The 18,839-nt window shown below is 61.5% G+C and carries 18 protein-coding genes; 8 read left to right on the top strand and 10 right to left on the bottom strand.

Annotated elements, in window-relative coordinates:
• The first annotated feature begins 26 nt into the window (after positions 1-26).
• From ACOVQ0_RS16760 to ACOVQ0_RS16750, 3 genes are read left to right on the top strand one after another with little or no spacing between them, the layout of a single operon-like run.
• Entirely contained in the window at positions 27-434 is a 408-nt protein-coding gene (locus ACOVQ0_RS16760; RefSeq protein WP_421887026.1) for a DUF350 domain-containing protein, read from the top strand.
• Positions 435-437: 3 nt separating this feature from the next.
• Entirely contained in the window at positions 438-836 is a 399-nt protein-coding gene (locus ACOVQ0_RS16755) for a hypothetical protein (protein WP_421887023.1), read from the top strand.
• Between the two features lie 3 nt (positions 837-839).
• Positions 840-1,985: a glutathionylspermidine synthase family protein gene (locus ACOVQ0_RS16750; protein ID WP_421887021.1), complete on the top strand. Its 1,146-nt coding sequence runs from the start codon at positions 840-842 to the stop codon at positions 1,983-1,985.
• 4 nt (positions 1,986-1,989) lie between these two features.
• Here the strand turns inward: ACOVQ0_RS16750 and ACOVQ0_RS16745 are convergent, their stop codons facing one another.
• On the bottom strand, positions 1,990-3,594 hold the full coding sequence (locus tag ACOVQ0_RS16745) for a lysine--tRNA ligase (RefSeq protein WP_421887018.1): 1,605 nt from the start codon (positions 3,592-3,594) through the stop codon (positions 1,990-1,992).
• 290 nt (positions 3,595-3,884) lie between these two features.
• Positions 3,885-4,778, bottom strand: a complete 894-nt coding sequence (locus ACOVQ0_RS16740) for a flagellin (RefSeq protein ID WP_421887015.1) — start codon at positions 4,776-4,778, stop codon at positions 3,885-3,887.
• Between the two features lie 174 nt (positions 4,779-4,952).
• Here ACOVQ0_RS16740 and ACOVQ0_RS16735 point away from each other — a divergent pair, with 174 nt between their 5' ends.
• The gene (locus tag ACOVQ0_RS16735; protein WP_421887013.1) at positions 4,953-7,673 is read left to right on the top strand and encodes an ATP-dependent DNA helicase; all 2,721 of its coding nucleotides are present in this window, start codon (positions 4,953-4,955) and stop codon (positions 7,671-7,673) included.
• Positions 7,670-8,215 (top strand): SixA phosphatase family protein, encoded by a 546-nt coding sequence (locus tag ACOVQ0_RS16730; protein WP_421887010.1) that lies wholly within the window; start codon positions 7,670-7,672, stop codon positions 8,213-8,215. The genes ACOVQ0_RS16735 and ACOVQ0_RS16730 overlap by 4 nt, the downstream gene beginning before the upstream one ends.
• Here ACOVQ0_RS16730 and ACOVQ0_RS16725 read toward each other — a convergent pair.
• From ACOVQ0_RS16725 to rpmF, 5 genes are all read right to left on the bottom strand, one after another.
• Entirely contained in the window at positions 8,212-8,631 is a 420-nt protein-coding gene (locus ACOVQ0_RS16725; protein ID WP_421887006.1) for a MerR family transcriptional regulator, read from the bottom strand. The two genes, ACOVQ0_RS16730 and ACOVQ0_RS16725, sit on opposite strands and share 4 nt — an antisense overlap.
• A 22-nt stretch (positions 8,632-8,653) precedes the next feature.
• Positions 8,654-8,950 (bottom strand): integration host factor subunit alpha, encoded by a 297-nt coding sequence (locus ACOVQ0_RS16720; protein WP_421887003.1) that lies wholly within the window; start codon positions 8,948-8,950, stop codon positions 8,654-8,656.
• Between the two features lie 121 nt (positions 8,951-9,071).
• On the bottom strand, positions 9,072-10,049 hold the full coding sequence (locus tag ACOVQ0_RS16715) for a beta-ketoacyl-ACP synthase III (protein ID WP_421886999.1): 978 nt from the start codon (positions 10,047-10,049) through the stop codon (positions 9,072-9,074).
• Positions 10,046-11,137, bottom strand: coding sequence for a phosphate acyltransferase PlsX (plsX, locus tag ACOVQ0_RS16710; protein WP_421886996.1), 1,092 nt, complete (start codon positions 11,135-11,137; stop codon positions 10,046-10,048). Before plsX ends, ACOVQ0_RS16715 begins: the two co-directional genes overlap by 4 nt.
• 26 nt (positions 11,138-11,163) lie before the next feature.
• Positions 11,164-11,343: a 50S ribosomal protein L32 gene (gene rpmF, locus ACOVQ0_RS16705; RefSeq protein WP_421886994.1), complete on the bottom strand. Its 180-nt coding sequence runs from the start codon at positions 11,341-11,343 to the stop codon at positions 11,164-11,166.
• A 258-nt stretch (positions 11,344-11,601) separates the two neighbouring features.
• Here rpmF and ACOVQ0_RS16700 point away from each other — a divergent pair, with 258 nt between their 5' ends.
• Positions 11,602-11,994, top strand: a complete 393-nt coding sequence (locus tag ACOVQ0_RS16700; protein WP_421886991.1) for an MAPEG family protein — start codon at positions 11,602-11,604, stop codon at positions 11,992-11,994.
• A 101-nt stretch (positions 11,995-12,095) separates the two neighbouring features.
• On the opposite strand, the gene ACOVQ0_RS16695 is transcribed toward ACOVQ0_RS16700, so the two are convergent.
• Both ACOVQ0_RS16695 and ACOVQ0_RS16690 read right to left on the bottom strand, forming a co-directional pair.
• On the bottom strand, positions 12,096-12,764 hold the full coding sequence (locus tag ACOVQ0_RS16695; RefSeq protein WP_421886988.1) for an MBL fold metallo-hydrolase: 669 nt from the start codon (positions 12,762-12,764) through the stop codon (positions 12,096-12,098).
• Positions 12,765-12,817: 53 nt separating this feature from the next.
• Positions 12,818-13,510 (bottom strand): S24 family peptidase, encoded by a 693-nt coding sequence (locus ACOVQ0_RS16690; RefSeq protein WP_421886985.1) that lies wholly within the window; start codon positions 13,508-13,510, stop codon positions 12,818-12,820.
• Positions 13,511-13,629: 119 nt separating this feature from the next.
• Here ACOVQ0_RS16690 and ACOVQ0_RS16685 point away from each other — a divergent pair, with 119 nt between their 5' ends.
• Together ACOVQ0_RS16685 and ACOVQ0_RS16680 are read left to right on the top strand one after the other, a co-directional pair.
• Positions 13,630-13,818 (top strand): hypothetical protein, encoded by a 189-nt coding sequence (locus ACOVQ0_RS16685; protein ID WP_421886983.1) that lies wholly within the window; start codon positions 13,630-13,632, stop codon positions 13,816-13,818.
• Complete coding sequence (locus tag ACOVQ0_RS16680) at positions 13,808-14,185, top strand: hypothetical protein (protein WP_421886980.1); 378 nt, start codon at positions 13,808-13,810, stop codon at positions 14,183-14,185. Before ACOVQ0_RS16685 ends, ACOVQ0_RS16680 begins: the two co-directional genes overlap by 11 nt.
• A gap of 63 nt (positions 14,186-14,248) precedes the next feature.
• Here the strand turns inward: ACOVQ0_RS16680 and ACOVQ0_RS16675 are convergent, their stop codons facing one another.
• Positions 14,249-18,838, bottom strand: coding sequence for a hypothetical protein (locus tag ACOVQ0_RS16675; RefSeq protein WP_421886977.1), 4,590 nt, complete (start codon positions 18,836-18,838; stop codon positions 14,249-14,251).
• Position 18,839 lies beyond the last annotated feature (1 nt).

Here is an 18,839-nt window from a genome sequence, read left to right as displayed (position 1 = left end):
CGCTGGGGGGCGAACGGGGGCCTGACATGTTGAGCTATTTCGCGGCGGCACTGCCGCACTTCCTTGCCTACTTCGGCGGTGCCTTGACGCTCGCCGTGGCGTTCCTGTTTCTTTATGCGATGGCTACGCCGCACCGTGAATTTGCGCTTATCCGCGATGGCAATGCTGCTGCGGCCACGCAGTTGTCTGGCACATTCCTAGGCTTCGCTGCCCCGGTGGCGGTCATCATCGCCAATTCGGTAAGCCTTGCCGACATGCTGCTGTGGAGCGCACTTGCGGGGGTGGTGCAGCTTCTCGTCTTCGTGGTGATCGCACGCTTCCTGTTTCGCGCCATCTCCAATCGCATCACCGAAGGTTGCCTCGCCTCTGGCCAGTTCGTCGGCGGGATGAGCCTTGGCGTGGGCATCCTCCAAGCCGCCTGCATGGTGCCCTGAGCCATGAAAAAGCAACTGGTGCTGACCACGGCGATGGCCGCAACGCTCGCAGGCTGTTCGGGCGGCGGCAACGATTGGGACGATGGCGTCGTGGCAGACCGCGATACCGCCGTGTGTGTCGATCAGGAAGGCCGCCGCATTCCCGACCAGAACTGTCGCAGCACGCGCACGGGTGGCGTCGGCAGTTCGTTCTTCTGGTACTATGTCGGCCGCGGTTCCCGCGTGCCTTATATGGGCGATCCGGTGCGTGACCCCAGCTATGGCTACAAGGGCAGCTATTTTCCGACCAAGGGCGTGACTTATGCAGATGCCCCCGCTGCGGCCAATATGGTTCGTAGCAAACCGGTGTCGCGCGGCGGATTCGGCTCGAAAGGCAAGTTCTTCGGCGGTAGCTGGTCCTGATCGATGCGCAGGTTGACGCTGGAACCGCGTGCTGGTTGGCAGGCTGCGGTCGCTGAACTGGGGCTGCTTTGGCACAGCGACGCCGAAGGGCCGTACTGGGACGAAAGCGCGGCCTATGCCTTCACAGCCGCGCAGGTTGAAACGCTGGAAGAGGCAAGCGAGACGGTTCACCGGCTCTACATTGAAGCCGCCGACGTCATCGTCCGTGACGATCTGCTGATGTCGTCCTGCGGCATCCCTGCAAGCTGGCACGGCGCGGTACGCGAAGCGTGGCGGCGGCGGTCCCCTGCACTCGATTTCGGGCGCTTCGATTTCGCGTGGGATGGCAGCGGCGATCCGAAGTTGCTGGAATACAACTGCGATACGCCCACATCGCTGCTCGAAACATCGATCGTGCAGTGGTTCTGGAAGGAAGAGGTGTTTCCGCAGGCCGACCAGCTCAACAGCCTGCACGAAAAGCTGCTGGCGCGCTGGCAGGTAATCGCTGGCGCCCTGCCGGGGCGGCGGGTGTGGTTCACGCATGTTGCCGACGATGCGCATGAAGACACGATGACCACCACTTACCTGCGTGATCTGGCCGGGCAAGCGGGGCTGGAAACCTTTGGCCTGCTGATCGATCAGATCGGGATTGATGCCGATGGCCGCATTCTGGATCAGGATGACTACCTGATCTCGGCTCTGTTCAAACTTTACCCTTGGGAATGGCTGGCGGCAGAGGAGTTTGGAACCGCGATCCTGCCGCACCTGCATGACACGGTGTGGCTTGAGCCGGTGTGGAAGATGCTGTGGAGCAACAAGGCCGTTCTGGCCGTCCTATGGGATATGTTCCCCGGACACCCCAACCTGCTCCCCGCCTCATTCATCCCCGGCGCGGTAGGACCGGACTATGTGGCAAAACCCGTACTGGCGCGCGAGGGCGCGAATATCGAGGTGGTTTCCGGTGGCGATGTTCTGGCCCGGTCGGGCGGGAATTACGATGCCAGCCGCATCGTGTTCCAGCAGCGCTACCCGCTGAAGGACTTCGGGCAAGGATACCCGGTGCTGGGTAGCTGGATAGTGGCGGGCGAGGCTGCCGGTCTTGGCATCCGTGAAGATGGCCTGATCACCGGCAACCGCGCCCGCTTTATTCCTCACATCATTGAATGCTGACCGTTCAGTCCAGCGCCTCGGCAATCAGTTTACGCGTATTTTCAACGCCATAAAGCGCGATGAAGCTGCCCATGCGCGGACCGGCGCTTGACCCCAGCAGCGTTTCGTAAAGGCACTTGAACCAGTCGCGCAGCTGCTCGAACCCGTAATGCGGATCTTTGCCGATCTCGTAGACGATGTTCTGCAGTTCTTCTGCCGTCGCGTCGTCTGACGTGCCTGCCAGTTCTTCATCCAAAACAGCCAGTGCCAGCGCCTCGTTGCTCTCCGGCTTGCGGCGCTGGAGCGTCGGAGCGATGAAGTCGCGGTTGTAGGCAAGCGCGCGGGTAACGAGGCCGTCAAGCGCCGGGTGTGTGGCGGGGTCTGCGTTCTCGACATAGTTGCCAAGGTATGACCAGACCTGATCGCGCGTTGCCGATGCGCCCAGCACGCCAACAAGGTTGAGCAGCAAGCCGTAAGTCACCGGCAGCTTGTCACCCTCGCCCACGGCAGGACCATTGGTGCGCAGCAGGTGCCAAACCGGATTGCCAAGCTGCTGTTCGACGGGCTGCGTGGGCAGCTTTTCGCGGAACTGCCAGTATTCATCAACCGCGCGCGGGATGATCCCGACATGCAGCGACTTGGCGCTCTTGGGTTCGCGGAAGAGGTAGAAGCCGAGGCTCTCCTCACTGCCGTATTCCAGCCACTGCTCGATGGTCAGCCCGTTGCCCTTGGACTTGGAGATCTTCTCGCCTTTCTCATCGAGGAAGAGTTCGTAGATCAGGCCTTCGGGACGCTGGCCGCCCAGCACGCGGGCGATCTTGCCCGATTGCGTGACGCTGTCGGTCAAATCCTTGCCGCACATTTCATAATCGACGCCAAGCGCGACCCAGCGCATGGCCCAGTCGACCTTCCACTGCAGCTTGGACCAGCCGCCGAGGATCGTGTGTTCGATCACTTCCCCGTTGCTGTCGGTAAAGCGGACGATACCGGCTTCAGCGTCCACCACTTCGACCGGCACCTGCAACACCTCACCCGTGGTGGGCGAGACGGGGAGAACCGGCGAATAGGTCTTGCGGCGTTCTTCGCGCAAGGTGGGCAGCATGATGTCCATGATCGGCTGCCAGTTGCGCAGGACGTTCTTCAGAGCATCATCAAAGCCGCCCGCATTGTAGCGGTCGGACGCGGAGACGAATTCATAGTCGAAGCCGAAGCGATCCAGAAACGCGCGCAGCATCGCATTGTTGTGGTGGGCAAAACTTTCGAACTTCTCGAAAGGATCGGGAATACGGCTGAGCGGATGACCAAGGTGCGCATCGAGCAGCGCCTTGTTGGGCACGTTGTCGGGCACCTTGCGCAGCCCGTCCATGTCGTCCGAAAACGCCACGAGGCGCGTGGGGTGCCCGCCAGTCAGCACTTCATAGGCCCGACGGACCAGCGTGGTGCGCAGGACTTCCTGAAAAGTGCCGATGTGCGGCAGGCCCGATGGACCATAACCGGTTTCGAACAGCACCGGTACGAGTTCGCCAGACGCATCGCGTTTGCCACCGGGAAACCGCTTGATCAGCTTGCGGGCTTCCTCGAAAGGCCAGGCCTTCGACGTTTGGGCGGCGGTTGTGATTGCGTCTGTCATAGTGTCCGCCCTTTTGCGCGGCCGTTCAGGTTTCGCAAGCGAAAGCTGAAGGGGTTTACACTGTTTACACGGTCCAGAGAAAAACTGTCACCGCCCGGTTGGCGGGCATTTCTGCACATGGAAGCGCCATCCCGGATCACGTCCGGCATGGCACTGAACCACGTAGCAAGAAATTGTGCGGTATGCATTTTCTCCCCGTATCACGGCGCGTGCCCTGTAGGAAAACGCCGAAAAGGCGGGACCGCGCTTAAGCGATCCCGCCGTTCCGTGGAGGTGCTTCTGAAGGAGGCTTACTTCAGAAGCGAGAGGACGTTCTGCTGGGCCTGATTGGCCTGCGCGATCATCGCGGTTGAAGCCTGTGACAGAATCTGTGCCTTGGCCATCTGCGTGGTTTCCGCCGAATAATCGGTATCCAGAATGCGCGAACGGGCGTCCGACAGATTGGTGACGTTATCGTTGAGGTTGTTGATCACCGATTCCAGCCGGTTCTGACCTGCACCAAGACCGGCCCGAGTTGCACTGACGGCAGCAAGTGCATCGTCCACGAAGTCAATCGTAGCGGTGGCGTTGGTCGAACCGCTTCCGTCACCGGCAACCGTATCATTGACCTTGAGCGATTGCGTTGCCGCCGCGCTGTATGCCGTGTTGCCCGTGCCGAACAGCACATCGCCATCGAAGGCAACGCTGGTCAACGTGACAGTATCATTCGTTTCCGCCCCCGTCTGGATGACGAAGCTGAGATCGTCCGCAGCGACCGGCGCAGTGGCCACCGCGAACAGTTCGTTGCCGTTGAACTTGGTCTTGGTCAGCACTTCGCTGACCTGGCTGGTCAGATTTTCGACTTCCGACTGCATCGCGTCGCGGTCCGACCCCTGATAGGTGCCGGATGCGGCCTGCACTGCGAGTTCGCGGATGCGCTGGAGCATCGCGGTGACTTCGTTCAGCGCGCCATCGGCGGTCTGCGCAAGGCTGATTCCGTCGTTCGCATTGCGCACACCCTGACTCATGCCCTTGATCTGCGAGGTCATGGTGGTGGTGATTGCAAGGCCCGCTGCATCATCCTTGGCACCGTTGATACGCTTGCCGGTCGACAGGCGCTCCATTGCGACGCCGAGCATCTTGTTGGCGGAATTTGAAGCGTTGGTCGCGCGAACCGCGCTGATATTCGTGTTGATGACTGCCATTTTCCCATTCTCCACTATGGGCCGGCATGGCTTGCGCCGCACCGGTATGAGTTTCCCGACGAGAAGGACGGGCAGCGTGGATAAAGTTTAAGGGGGCTGGTTAATCACCGCGCAGGATTTTCTTTGGGCGCTTCGGACTTGCCGGGTGTTCCATTCCTGTTCTATCGCACAAATGTGTCCGAGACCCCCGCCCTTTCGCTTCCGGCGATTCATTCAAGCCACGGCGGATGCTGGCTGCGCGAAGGCTTTGCAACGCGCGGGGTGAGCAAGGGCGATGCGATCGTGGCAGCGGCAGATACGCCGTTGCTGATGCTGAACGCGCCACTGGTGGCAAGCCGACTGGGCTATCCCGATCTTTCCGGGCTGGATCTGCTGGAACTCTTCGCCTTCGTCCACCCGGCGAAGTTCATGGTTCCGATGCCCAAAGGATTGGCCAATGCGCTGGATCTGGCCGAGCCTGCGGGTGACGATGCCGTGCCGCTGCTTCTGCAGCAGGCAGCAGAAGCACTGCTCTCAACATGCGAACGGGACGACTGGAGCGAACGCGAAGGCGCGTGGACCACGCTGCAATCGCTGGTGCGGATGCACTGGCCTTGGGCCACGCTGCTGACGCCGCGCATCAGGAAACCGCAACGGGCGGAGCGCTGGCTGTTCACGCGCCTGCCCGAATGGGAAGAAGCCGCAGACCGCCCGCAGCCCGCGCAAGTCATGCTGGCAGATGAAGTCATTGTCGGACGGCTGGCCGAGCTGACCGGCGTTGATGCGGAAAGCCGTCCGGCCCAGCAGAACTATGCGCGCGAAGCCGGGCGCATGTTTGCACCCCGCCGCGATCAACGCCAGCCGCATGTGGTGCTGGCGCAGGCTGGCACGGGCACCGGCAAGACCTTCGGCTATCTGGCCCCGGCCTCGCTCTGGGCTGAGACATCGGGCGGAACGGTGTGGGTTTCGACCTATACAAAGGCGCTGCAGCGACAGCTGCGGCGTGAAAGCCGTCGGGCATTTCCGGCGGAGCGAAACGGCAAGCCGCCGGTGGTGGTGCGCAAGGGGCGTGAGAACTACTTGTGCCTGCTGAACCTTGAAGACGCACTGCAAGGCGGCTTTGGCGGACGGGCAGCGGTGCTGGCACAACTGGTAGCGCGCTGGGCCGCCTATAGCCAAGACGGCGACATGATCGGCGGCGACCTGCCGGGCTGGCTGGGCACGCTGTTCCGCAAGCGGGGAATCTCGGCGCTGACCGACCAGCGCGGCGAATGCGTCTATGCCGGGTGTCCGCATTACCGGAAGTGCTTCATCGAACGGGCAGCACGCGCTTCTGCCGATGCAGAACTGGTCATCGCCAACCATGCGCTGGTCATGGTCAATGCTGCGCGGGGACGCGATGCCGCGCAGAGGCCAACAAGGATCGTGTTTGACGAAGGCCATCATGTTTTCGAAGCTGCGGATTCAACGTTTTCAGCGGCGTTGACCGGCGCTGAAACGATCGAATTGCGGCGCTGGGTGATCGGGCCTGAAGGCAAATCGCGCGGACGGCGGCGGGGGCTTTCGGCACGGCTTGCCGATGTTGCCAGCTATGACGAAGAGGGGGAGCGCGCGATTGCACAGGCGCGCACCGCTGCAGAGGCCCTCCCCTCTGACGGCTGGCTGGCGCGGGTGGTGGAAGGCACGCCTTCCGGGCCGCTGGAAGACCTGCTCAGCGCGGCGCGCGCACTGGCCTATGCGCGTGACGAAAGCGGCGGGCAGGAAGCGGGCTATGGGCTGGAAACCGAGATCGCACAGCTCGACGGGCCGTTCATCGAAATTGCAGGGCGGGCGCAGGAAGCGCTGGAAGCCTTGCGCAAGCCGCTGGTCCGACTGGGCCTGCGACTGGAAGCGATTGTCGAGGATGGGCCAGACTGGCTGGACGGTCCGGCGCGGGCAAGGATCGAAGGTGCGCGCAGTGCGATTGGCTGGCGCTGCGATCTGATTGCCGGGTGGATTGCCCTGCTGGCACGGTTGGGTGGGCCGGGGGATCCCGATTTTGTCGACTGGATCGCGGTGGAACGATCAGACGGGCGCGAATGGGACGTTGGGCTGCATCGCCACTATCTCGACCCGATGAAGCCCTTTGCCGAAAGCGTGCTGGCCCCTTCGCACGGGGTGATGATGACATCGGCCACACTGCGCGATGGCGAAGACTGGACCAGCGCCGTTGAACGCAGCGGGGCGCAGCATCTGGACATTGCGCCCCGGCTGTTCAGCGCCGAAAGTCCTTTCGATTATGCTGCGCAAGCCGAAGTGCTGATCGTGACCGATGTACCCAAGGGTGATATTCCGGCGCTGGCAGCGGCATATGGACGGCTGATAGAGGCATCGGGCGGCGGCGTGCTGGGGCTGTTCACCGCGATACGGCGGTTGCGCGCGGTCTATGGCCGGATTGCAGACCGGTTGGCGCGAAGCGGATTGCCCTTGTTTGCGCAGCATGTGGACCCGATCGATACCGGCACTTTGGTGGATATCTTCCGTGACGATCCCCGCGCTTCGTTGTTGGGCACCGATGCCCTGCGCGATGGGGTAGACGTGCCGGGTCATTCATTGCGGCTGGTGGTGATGGAACAGGTGCCTTGGCCCAAACCTTCGATCCTGCATCGGGCGCGGCGGCTGGCGGGCGGCGGGCAGCCCCATGACGACCGCATCATTCGTGCACGGCTGGCACAGGCTTTCGGGCGGCTGATCCGCTCTTCCGGGGACAAGGGGCACTTCGTGGTCCTGTCATCCGCGTTCCCGTCACGCCTGCTTTCGGCCTTTCCGGCGGGCACGCCAATCCGCAGGGTGACGCTGGATGTGGCTTTACAAAGTGTCGGAGGCGGTGTTCTTGGAAGAGAGGCTGCATCAACGCAGCCCGAGGGGATTTCGTGAAGACACTGGCCCTGTTCCGCCACGCCAAATCGGACTGGAGCGATGCGCGCGCGCGGGATTTCGACCGTCCGCTGAACGGGCGTGGGCAGCGCGGGGCGCGGGCTATGGGAGAATATATCCGGGATACCGGGCGCACGTTCGACCGCATGATCGCCAGCCCCGCCGTGCGCGCAGCGGAAACGGTGGAAGAGGCGAGCAAGGCGTGGAAATGCACGTTCAAGCTGGAGTGGGATCGGCGCATCTATCTGGCCAGTTCGGCCACGCTGATCGATCTGCTGAAAGAGCTTTCTGGCGATCCGCAAAGCGTGCTGATGATCGGGCACAATCCGGGGCTGGAAGATCTGATCTTCGATCTGGTGCCGGATGATGGCTCCTCCCCCTTGCGTGAGGTGGTTGAGGAGAAGTTCCCGACCGCGACTTTTGCCGTGCTGGAACTCGACGTGGCACGATGGTCTGACATGACCGAAGGCTGCGCACGGCTGGTCGAGATCAAGCGCCCGCGCGATCTTGACCCGACACTGGGGCCGCAACTGATCGATTAATCGAGTGCGGCGGCCAGCCGATTGCGGATGCCTTGCAGGAAATCGATCAGCGGCTGCGCGACTTCGCCCTGCGACAGGTTGGCCGATGATCCGACGTCCGCCTGCTTCGCCTCAATGGGGTTTTTCCCATCGCCTTTCACGCCACCTTTCAGAGCCTGCTTTGCCCCTTTGATCGTGAAGCCTTCACGATGGAGCAGCCGATCGATTTCGACGATCAGCGCAATATCTTCCGGGCGGTAGTACCGTCGCCCGCCCGCCCGCGTGAGCGGACGCAGCGACGGAAACTGTTCTTCCCAATACCGCAGAACGTGCTGGCGAATGCCAAGCGCCTTCGCAACCTCGCCAATGGTGCGCAAGGCTTGCGCATCCTTGCCATCGGAGAGAATTGGGCCATCGGAAAGAGCAGGCTTGGTCATGAATCCTGATCCGGCACCGGGATCAACCCTGACCGATGCGATCCTTGAGCATCTGGCTGGCGCGGAAGCTGAGGACGCGGCGCGGCGTGATCGGCACTTCGACACCCGTCTTCGGATTTCGACCGATGCGTTCCGCCTTGTCACGCAGTAGGAACGTGCCGAAGCCCGAAATCTTTACATTCTCGCCCTCAGCCAGGGCTTCACACATGTGCTGGAGAATGGATTCTACCATTTCCAGCGAGTCCGCACGCGACAAACCGACGCGGCGATTGATGCTTTCGGCAAGATCTGCCCGCGTCAAAGTACCAACAGAACGCATTCTCTACGACCCCCCGAGAGTTAGAGACAAGAGCGCAACAATAACGTGCATTCTACAGAACGCAATCGAATGCCTTGACGGGAATGGATGCGTCTGACGTCATGTCCCGAAGCGGGAACGATCAGACCCGCGCGAGACTCGCGCCCCAGGTGAACCCGCCACCCATCGCTTCGAACATCACCAGGTCGCCGGATTTGATCCGCCCGTCACGCACAGCAGTATCATAAGCGAGCGGGACCGAAGCCGCGCTGGTGTTGGCGTGCCGATCAACCGTGACAACGACCTTTTCGGCTGGCAGATCAAGCTTGCGCGCAGTGGCATCGAGAATGCGGAAATTGGCCTGATGCGGCACGACCCAATCGATGTCAGCCGCATCGCGACCCGCAGCATCCAGCACTTCGCGCAATACGCTGGCGAGATTGGTAACAGCGTGGCGGAATACTTCCCTGCCCTTCATGCGCACTTTGCCGACAGTGCCGGTGGTGGACGGGCCGCCATCGACATAAAGCAACTCGTTGTGCGCACCATCGGCGTGGAGCCGCGTGGCGATCACGCCGGGCGCAGAAGGATCGTTTTCGTCCACATCCTGCGCTTCGAGAACGATCGCGCCTGCGCCATCACCGAACAGGACGCACGTGGTGCGATCTTCCCAATCGAGAATGCGGCTGAAAGTTTCGGCACCGATTACAAGTGCGCACTTCGCCATGCCCGTGCGGATCATCGAATCCGCCGTGGCCAGCGCATAGAGAAAGCCCGAACAGACTGCCGCAACATCGAACGCAATGCCGCCATTGCAGCCGAGGTTATGCTGCACCATCGTGGCCGTAGCCGGGAACGTCTGATCCGGTGTTGCAGTGGCAAGCACTATCAAATCCACACGCGCGGCATCGATACCGGCGGCTTCGAGCGCACGGCGCGCAGCTTCGGTCGCCAATGTGGAGGTGCTTTCACCCTCACCTGCAATATAGCGCTGGCGAATGCCGGTACGCTCAACGATCCATTCGTCGGTCGTATCGACCATCGTGGTCATTTCGGCGTTCGTCACGCAACGCTGCGGCAGGGCGGAGCCACTGCCACGAATGACGGCGCGCAGGCTCATGCTGCGTCCTCGTTTTTGGTGGCAGATTTGGCGCGCCCCGATCCACGGCCCGACGTGCGAATCGCCTCTGCCCCGAGACGGGCAAGGTCGGCTTCGATGCGCTCGGTCAGGTTTTCCTCCAGCAGACGGGCGGTAACCGCCACAGCATTCGCAACGCCCAGCGCCGATGCGCTGCCGTGGCTTTTCACCACGACGCCGTTCAGGCCAAGGAAGACCGCGCCGTTGTGATTGTTGGGATCAAGGTGATGCTTGAGCAGTTCGGTGGCCGGACGCGAGATCAGGAAGCCGAACTTGGAACGCAGCGACGACGAGAAACTGCGGCGCAGCAGATCGGCCACGAAACGCGCCGCCCCTTCCATCGATTTCAGCGCGATGTTACCCGAAAAGCCATCGGTCACCACGACATCGCAATCGCCACGCGAAAGCTTGTCCGCTTCGGTGAAGCCGTCGAACGACATCGCCAGATCGCCTGCCAGCGCTTTGAGCTGGTTGGCGGCATCACGCAGGGAATCGGTGCCCTTCGTCTCTTCGGTGCCGATGTTCAGCAGGCGCACCCGCGGCGCTTCAAGCCCGTTGATGATGCGCGCATAGGCAGCACCCATGATCGCAAACTGCACCAGATTGCGGGCATCGCAATCGGTATTCGCGCCCAGATCGAGCATGATCAGATCGTGATCGCCCAGCGTTGGCAGCAGCGCGGAAAGCGCAGGTCGATCAATGCCCGGCATGGTGCGCAACGCGAGCTTGGCCATCGCCATGAGCGCACCGGTATTGCCCGCACTGACTGCGGCACCGGCATGTCCCTGCTTTACTGCGTTGATCGCCAGCCCCATCGAAGTGGTTTTGGCGCGGCGCAAGGCTTGCGTAGGCTTTTCGTCACCCGATACGACATCCGGCGCGTGGAGAATCTCCGACGCGCCGCGAAGGTTCGGATGATTGTCGAGGGCTTGCTTTATGCGCCCTTCATCACCGACCAGAAGGAACTTGAAGCGATCATGGCGACGGCGGGCAAGCGCCGCGCCTTCAACCATGACACGCACACCTTCGTCTCCGCCCATCGCATCGACGGCGATACGCGGCAGACTCATGTCGTCAGTTCCCCCGGCCTACAGGCTCAGAGGCCGACGGCGATGATTTCGCGACCGTTGTAGTGACCGCAGGCGTTGCACAGCATGTGCGGGCGCTTGAGCTCACCACAGTTGGAGCATTCGTGGAACGCCTCAACGCTCAGCGCGTCATGGCTGCGGCGCATACCCCGGCGGGAGGGCGAAGTCTTTCTTTTGGGGACGGCCATTTCGGCACCTGTTCCTGAATTGCGTAGTTTTGCTGCGGGCGCGATAGGGAAAACCGGTTCACCGCACAAGCCCTGTTTGGAACAGGCCCCATGCGCAGCGACGTGTCGCCAGCTGAAACGGGATTCGCCAAATCACGGGCGAAGGCGCGCCTATACGGATTTTCTGATGCTTTGCAAGCACGGGCACGCTAGCAATACGGCTGATCCCGGAACAGAAACACCAGACGGACAACTTTGTAAGGGGGAGTAACAGAAGGCATGATAATCCTGCCCATAACACTGTGCGCGGCAGCCGCTGCAGCATTGCTCAACATCTGGCTGTCGATCCGCATCGGGATGGTCCGCACCGCCAAGAAGATCAGCATCGGTGACGGTGGCGACATGGAACTGATCGCCCGTATGCGCGCGCAGGCCAACTTTGTAGAGAATACGCCCATCGTTCTTGCGCTCATCGTCGTGATCGAACTGGCGCGCGCGGGCAACATATGGCTGATGGGCGTCGCTGCGGCTTATATGCTGGGCCGCGTGGCGCATGGCGTAGGCATGGATGGCGGCCCGCTGGGCTTCCTGCGTGGCGTAGGCACGATGATAACCATGCTGGCGCAGGTCGGCCTTGGAATTTGGGCGGTTTCGATCGCGCTTGATATGTAAGGGTCGCGGGGAAGGGCGTGGGAACATGCCCTCCCCCAGCCCCTCCCGCCAGCGGGAGGGGAAAAAGTGCGCTCCCCGCCCGCAAGCGGGGAAGAGATTGTTCAACTCAGGGCGTAATCGCTGACGAAACCGTTGGTTTGCCGTTCCCGACCAAACGTGCTGTTGGGACCGTGGCCAGGCACGAACGTAACATCGTTGCCCAACGGCCAGAGTTTCTGCGTGATCGAATCGATAAGATCCTGATGGTTGCCCATTGGAAAGTCGGTGCGCCCGATGGAACCCTGAAACAGCACGTCGCCAACGATCGCCACTTGCGTTGGCGCGTGATGGAAGACGACATGGCCTGGAGTATGCCCCGGACAGTGAATGACATCGAGTTCAACTTCACCCACCGTCACTTTATCGCCATCCACAAGCCAGCGACCTGGTTCGAACACTTCGCCAGTGATGCCCCAGCGACGGCCATCCTCATCAAGACGGCTGATCCAGAAGCGATCGGCCTCGTGCGGGCCTTCGATCGGCACGCCCAGTTCCCTGGCAAAAATCCCGGTCATGCCGCAGTGGTCGATATGACCATGCGTTACGAGCAGTTTTTCGATGGTGACGCCGGTTACCTCAATCGCCTTGCGCAGCTTTTCCAGATCACCGCCCGCGTCGATGAAGGCCCCTTTCATTGTCTTCGTGCACCAGACCAGCGTGCAGTTCTGCTGGAGCGGCGTGACGGGAATGATGGCGACCTTGAAGGGCGGTTCGGCAGCAGGCTGGTTCATGGCGACCGATTTGGAGCCTTGGCAGCGCAATTGCAATGCCGGGAAACCTAGCCCTACAACCTGCCACCTTTCCACACGACGCGACCAACGAGTTCGACTTCGTGTAGCGGGCGCTCAAGGCGCGGATAGGCCGTATTGTCGGAGATCACGCGCACGGTTCCACCGGGGCCGGATTCGAGGCGTTTGACTAGCAGCACATCGTCCAGACGAATCACGTGAATACCAGCGCGCAACGGGCGCGGCGTGCGGTCGACGAGAATTTCGTCACCATCGCGCAGCGTGGGTTCCATCGAATCGCCTTCGACTTCGATCACCGAGAGCATGGCAGGCTCGAGTCCCTGAGCCTTGAGCCAGCGATTGGAAAAACGCAGACGGCCAGAGGGAATTTCCTCTGGCGGGAGCGCTCCCGGGCCAGCCGATGCGCCCAGCGGCAGGCGCGGGATATCGGCCCATTCGGCCAGCAGTGCGCGTGGTGAGGGCAACACTATCGCGCTACGCCCCCTCTCCATCGCAATCACGCCACCACGCCGCGAGCCACCCAGCTCGTATTCCGGCACGGCAAAGAATTCGGCAAGAATTCTGCGGTCATTCTCTTCCAATTTCCGTGGACTGCCCTTGCGGACGAACTGCTGGAGATACGTAGTATTACGGCCAATCAGCGCAGAAAGTGCTGCCAGACTCACGCCGCGCTGGGCCGCCAGTGCAACAAGGCGAGTCCGTGCGCCGGCATCATTATCGCTGTCCATCAGCCTTCCTCCACTTTCGAAGGACTTTTCCTAGCATTGTAGGATTTGCAGATCAACATAGGAAAAATCCTATTTCGAGTCGCTTCGCCAGAAAATCGGTCATGGAGGGTCCAAACGTCATGCTTCTTCGCAGAATCGAAAAGTTTCTTGAGCGGACGGGAATGCCCGTCACCAAGTTTGGCCGACTGGCCGCACACGACCCCCGTCTAGTGGGCGATCTGCGCAATGGGCGCGAACCGCGTTCCGCGATGGTAAGACGTGTAGAACATTTCATGAACATATTTGCGGAGAATGTCCATGCTGCTTGATCTTCATGCTCTCGAAACCAAGGCGCTGATCGGCAGCACGCCGCCTCCTCGCCGCATCGCCACGACTGATCGGCTGATGCGCGCGATGCGCGAAATCGCCGGACCGCTCGCCGAAGTGGTAAGCCATGCAGAAGCGCCCTGGGCCAGCATCACCTTTTCAGGCGCGCGACACACGCTCGTTTTGCGCTTTGCCGGCAGCGATGCGGTGAGCGACGGGGAGAACTTTGTAAGCTTGTTACCGGAACACGAGTTCCGGTTGCGCGGGCAATTGGTGGCCGATGCAGCCGTGACCCGCGTCGATCACGAACTTCTGCCCGCTCCGCTAATGGAAGTGGAGTGCGAGATTTTGCTCTTGGACGAAGACTGAAGGAGATCGCCGGGTGCCCCCCTAAGGAACAAGCGCAAGGCACCCGGTCTCCTCTCCAACCGCTTAGTTCGTTCGGGCAAGTAGCGGCGCAGATTTCGCGCCGACCCACTGGTTCATATCCACCGCATTGGTCACGCGGAACACCTCGCCCTTGGCGTTGAGGAACAGTTCTTCCATCTCTGGCCGGGTAAACGGGCGAGAGCCGAGGCGACCGAACACCGCCATCTGGCCGCCGGTTTCATCAACACCACGGTCACGATCCAGCCCCTTGGAAAGGGCCAAGGCAGGCGTTGGCGTGCGTGCCCAGGCAATCAATTCCGGCTTGGGTTCGGGTGAGAAGCCATAGAAATTGGGTTGGCTGGACGGGCTGGTCAACTGCAGCACTTTCACACCGTTCCGGCCATCGGCAACATAGGCGAACAATGATGCGTTGGTGGACGCCACGATCACGTCTTCCGCATCGGTGAGTTTTCCGTCCGCGGTGTAGCTCATATAAATTGACGGGCGAGTGGGTGCGGTGATGTCAACCATAACCAACCCCTGCCCCTTGGCCGCGACATAGGCATATGTGCGCGCAAGATAGACCCGGCGGGCATCGGCCAGCGGAACGCTTGCCCCCACCACAGGCTTCGGCGCCGCCAGATTGGTCACGTCCATCAGCTCGAGGCCATTGGCGGTCGTTACCCACAGATAGCGGAACTGCACTGCTGTGCCGCGTGGGTCGCTGAGCGGGACAACCGATGTGATGCGCGGATCGAGGCAGGTTTCACCACCCTTCTTCGCACTGATTTCGCACGGTTTGTCGGCGGACCACGGCTTGGTCAGATGGACGGTGACCAACGCCTTGTCGGTAACGACATAGGCGTAGTCACCCGCCAGCGTGATGTGCCGCGCGCCGGTCAACACGCCATCGGGATTGAAAGTGAAGGCGCGGCCAAAGAAGTTGTTGCGGAATTCGCCATCGGCCAGCGTATCGACGTTGACCGCGATCAGCCCTTCGACCGCATCGGTGACGAAGGCATAGCTGTAGATCGGCGAGAACGGCTGTTCCTGGTTGATCCCGCGCAGTTCCGGCGTGTTGCGCGTGGGCGCGATGGCCTGATTGGTGGGCAGCGCCATGCAGGTGGCGTTCTTCGTCTTCACATGCGTGTCATGGCCGAGCGATGAGAATGGAGCGGTAACGATGCGTTCGGAGAAGCCCTTGTCGCCTATCGCGGCGATGTCATAGGCCCTGAAACCGCCCTTCCCTTCGGCTACGAACATATATTCGCCGCGCATCTGCAGGCAGCGGACCGCATCCCTGGTGCCTTCGACGACATTGGCGAACTGCTCCTGTCCGGTGGTTTCCCCGGAAAGTTTGGAGTCGAATATCTTGCCGCGCGTCCAGTTCTTCAGCTCGCGGTCGTTCTTTTCGACGTGGCTCTTCCAGTAATCGGGATAGGCATAGCGATGGAGGTAGGAGCCGATCACGGCTTGCGGCTCATCCCATTCGGTCACGCGGACGGCTTCGAAGCCGCCTTCGAGGCCGAACCATGCGTTCATCCCGACGAAGTTCACGTAGTTGGTGCCGAGCAGCAGTAGCTGCGCCATGACCGCATTGTTGTCCTCATCCTGAGCGACGTGGCAATCGGTGCACTGCTTCGTCTCGTTCTTGCGGACGGTGTGCGGGAAGTGCGGCGCGAAGGCTTGCGACGAGTAGCCTATCGAGGAAATCGGCGGCTGCTGCACATAGATGCGTTCGCGGTTGATATTGGTCGACGACAGGATCAACGCCGAGGTGGAGCGGATCGGCGCGGTGATGGCCTTTCCGCTGACCGGGTTGCCCGAAGGATCGAACTGTACCGGATCGGAGCCGGATGACTTGTTGCGCTGGTGCTTTCCAAGCTGGAACATGTCGTCACGCGCGACCTGCGGATTATAGGTTGCGTAATTGCGGGTGTAGTCTTCCTCATACTTGTGCGTGGCCGATTTCCAGTTCGCCTCGATCGGCAAGTGGCAGCCTGCACACGATGTGGTCCACGAAAGATGGCAGGTGAAGCAGGCCATATCATCGTCACGATGGGCGCGCGCTTCCTTTGGAATGCCAGTGCCGAACTTGTAGTCACCATCGTCCGAAGCCGACTTTGCCATCAGTTTCGCGCGCGCAGCCTTGGGATTGAAGATGGGCGCGCCCGTGCTGTCCATCTTGCCGGCAAACCGCGCATCGACTGAATCCTTCACGAGGCTGACGCGCCATGAAAGGTTCGGGTCGATGATCGAGCGCTGGACCAGGACACGACGACCATCGGCCTCGTTGAACCATTCGAAGCGGCGCTGGCCGTCGGCGTTCCGCAGCAGCGACAGGTTGTTGCCCTTTTCGGGCGCGGCAAGGTTCGACGTGAGCAGAGTTGGGTAAGCGTCGGGCGTGCCGTGGCAGTCCTTGCACCCGATTTCCACGGCGTTGGCGACTTCACCGTAGATCAGGCCATTGCCGTGGCTGTCCTGCGCAAAGTGGCAATCGGCACACTGCATTCCGATCTGCGCATGGATGTCCATCATGTGGACAGCCTTGCCGGGATTGTCGGAGCCGACATCGACGAACTTACCCTCGGTGCTTTTACGGAACTTTTCGGGGTCGTTCGGATCGATGATGTGCGCCGTATCGGTGCCGTAGGTGCTCATGTCGCCGCCATCGTCGAGCAGGTTGCCGCGACGGTCACGCTTGAGGATGGCACGGAAGTTCCAGCCGTGGCCGTGGTAATCAGCGAACTGGGTGTCCTTGAGCTGGCTGTTCAGGTCATAGACGTTGCGCAGGAATTCGACGTCACGCCACAGTCCGCGCGTGGCAGCTCCTTCGGGGTTGCGGTCAAGCACTTCGCGCTGTTCGTCGATGTTCGGGTAGAACTGCTTCTTGAATGCCTTTTCATAGTCCGCGTCAGACATTCCGGCAGGCTTGGGTGCGCGGTTCTCAGGTCCGGGCCACATGCTGGGCGCGTCGGATTCATAGTCCCACATGATGTAGCCGAGGTAGGTGTTCAGGAAGATGTTCGGCTGGTGCATGTGGCAGTTCATGCACTGCGCGGTGGGAATGGCGCGGGTGAAGGCGTGTACCAACGGGTGGCCGCGTTCGCGATCCTGCATGGCGACAGGGCCGGTGGGTTCGTGGCTATCATCGCCGTCGCCCCCGCCATGCGCGTCCTTCTTTACATGGCCCTTTTCATCCAGCCCGGCAGCAGCGTGTGCCGTGGCCTGATCCATCTTGCCGTGATCCATCGTGCCATGCGGGGCGACGCCTTTGGCCGGGGCATAGACCAGTTGTTCGGCCGATGAGATCGCGCGGGCGCAATCGGCTTCCATATCGTGCGAGGCTTCGGGATCGGACTTGTCACCGCCCAGATAGCCGCGCTGTCCACCCAGCACCGTGCCGCGCACCTTCTCGTGCGTTTCATGGGCAGCGGCATCGTAGGTGCCATAAGCGCCCTTGCGATGCTGGCCTTCGCGCAGAGTGTTGATCGTCGGGTCGGCAGTGACTGTCTGCCCGTCACGCCCGCACTTGCCGTAGTTCAGCGAGTGGCGCGGTTCGCGGTCGTTGGCGTAAATCACGTGGCACGATGCGCAGCCCGATGAGCGATAGTCGCCCGGCTGGTCGTTGGTGCCCATCTGAAACAGGAACGGGTCGTTCAGGCGGGTCTTGTGGATGTTCAGGACCGGGATGGCGACGCGCAGCCCCGTGGCCGGACCACGGTTGGACTGCTTGAGATCGGGGCGGCCCGGCTCGTCAAGCCGCTGGATCAGGCCGGTCGAGTTGGGCAGACCGATTTCGGGGAACTGCGGGTTGATCGTGCGCCCGCCATCCTCGAACACGCGGAACACATCACCCGGCGGGATCTGGTGCCAGCGCGGCAGCGGATAGAGGATCGGCAATGCGCCCCGCGCCTTTTCCTTGGGCGTGACCGTGCCCCACCTCGGCTTGCCATCAGAACCGATGTCCTTTGACGCCGATTTCAGCAGCGCCGGTTCGCCGTTTCGCGTGAAGCTTTCACCGAACATGTAGTTCTTGAAGGGAATAATGCCGTTGTTATAGGCTGCCCCACCCCAAAGCATCGCGCCGGTCGACATCAACGAGCGTTCGGATGCTTCGATGATCGACATGTGGCAGGCGCCGCAGGAATCGCGCGCGATGCGATAGTCCGAAGGGTTGACGAAGCGGATGAAGTCCGGGCTTTCCTTGGCCAGCAAGGCGTAAGAACGCTCAGGATTGGCCGATGACGGCCATCCCCACGCCACCGGATACTTCGGCAGGACATGGGCGTCCTTCATCGCGCCCACATATTCCATCGAATTGCGGTTCCAAGAGCGATCGGCGACGACTTTGGTATTGCCGCCGTGGCAATCGGCGCAAGACAGGACGACCGCCGGACTGGCGTGCATCGTGCGGTGATCGCTTTGCGTGTGACAACTTACGCAGCCTGCGTTCTGCTTATCGACGAATGCCCATTGTTCTTCCGCCGTATCGCCCGGCTGGCCGCGCGGCGCGGCAGGAGCGCGGGTGTGGCTAACCTTCTGGGCAGGCTCCTCACCCGCCGCGAACAAGGCGCTGGGTAGCAGCAGCGCAGCAAACAGCGCCGTGAACCATGCCAGCGGAAGAGTGCGAATACGGCGCGTGAGTGTCATG

Origin of the sequence: Novosphingobium sp., from assembly GCF_049240505.1 — a bacterium.
Classification (GTDB): domain Bacteria; phylum Pseudomonadota; class Alphaproteobacteria; order Sphingomonadales; family Sphingomonadaceae; genus Novosphingobium.
The sequence above is the reverse complement of the archived record's forward strand: the minus strand, read 5'-3'. Positions and strand labels throughout refer to the sequence as shown.

Coding starts and splice junctions, on each gene's coding strand:
- ACOVQ0_RS16745 (WP_421887018.1), bottom strand. CDS start 3,594: ATGACAGACGCAATCACAACCGCCGCCCAAACGTCGAAGGCCTGGCCT.
- ACOVQ0_RS16755 (WP_421887023.1), top strand. CDS start 438: ATGAAAAAGCAACTGGTGCTGACCACGGCGATGGCCGCAACGCTCGCA.
- rpmF (WP_421886994.1), bottom strand. CDS start 11,343: ATGGCCGTCCCCAAAAGAAAGACTTCGCCCTCCCGCCGGGGTATGCGC.
- ACOVQ0_RS16675 (WP_421886977.1), bottom strand. CDS start 18,838: ATGACACTCACGCGCCGTATTCGCACTCTTCCGCTGGCATGGTTCACG.
- ACOVQ0_RS16760 (WP_421887026.1), top strand. CDS start 27: ATGTTGAGCTATTTCGCGGCGGCACTGCCGCACTTCCTTGCCTACTTC.
- ACOVQ0_RS16690 (WP_421886985.1), bottom strand. CDS start 13,510: ATGGACAGCGATAATGATGCCGGCGCACGGACTCGCCTTGTTGCACTG.
- ACOVQ0_RS16680 (WP_421886980.1), top strand. CDS start 13,808: ATGCTGCTTGATCTTCATGCTCTCGAAACCAAGGCGCTGATCGGCAGC.
- ACOVQ0_RS16740 (WP_421887015.1), bottom strand. CDS start 4,778: ATGGCAGTCATCAACACGAATATCAGCGCGGTTCGCGCGACCAACGCT.
- plsX (WP_421886996.1), bottom strand. CDS start 11,137: ATGAGTCTGCCGCGTATCGCCGTCGATGCGATGGGCGGAGACGAAGGT.
- ACOVQ0_RS16750 (WP_421887021.1), top strand. CDS start 840: ATGCGCAGGTTGACGCTGGAACCGCGTGCTGGTTGGCAGGCTGCGGTC.
- ACOVQ0_RS16685 (WP_421886983.1), top strand. CDS start 13,630: ATGCTTCTTCGCAGAATCGAAAAGTTTCTTGAGCGGACGGGAATGCCC.
- ACOVQ0_RS16700 (WP_421886991.1), top strand. CDS start 11,602: ATGATAATCCTGCCCATAACACTGTGCGCGGCAGCCGCTGCAGCATTG.
- ACOVQ0_RS16720 (WP_421887003.1), bottom strand. CDS start 8,950: ATGCGTTCTGTTGGTACTTTGACGCGGGCAGATCTTGCCGAAAGCATC.
- ACOVQ0_RS16725 (WP_421887006.1), bottom strand. CDS start 8,631: ATGACCAAGCCTGCTCTTTCCGATGGCCCAATTCTCTCCGATGGCAAG.
- ACOVQ0_RS16715 (WP_421886999.1), bottom strand. CDS start 10,049: ATGAGCCTGCGCGCCGTCATTCGTGGCAGTGGCTCCGCCCTGCCGCAG.
- ACOVQ0_RS16695 (WP_421886988.1), bottom strand. CDS start 12,764: ATGAACCAGCCTGCTGCCGAACCGCCCTTCAAGGTCGCCATCATTCCC.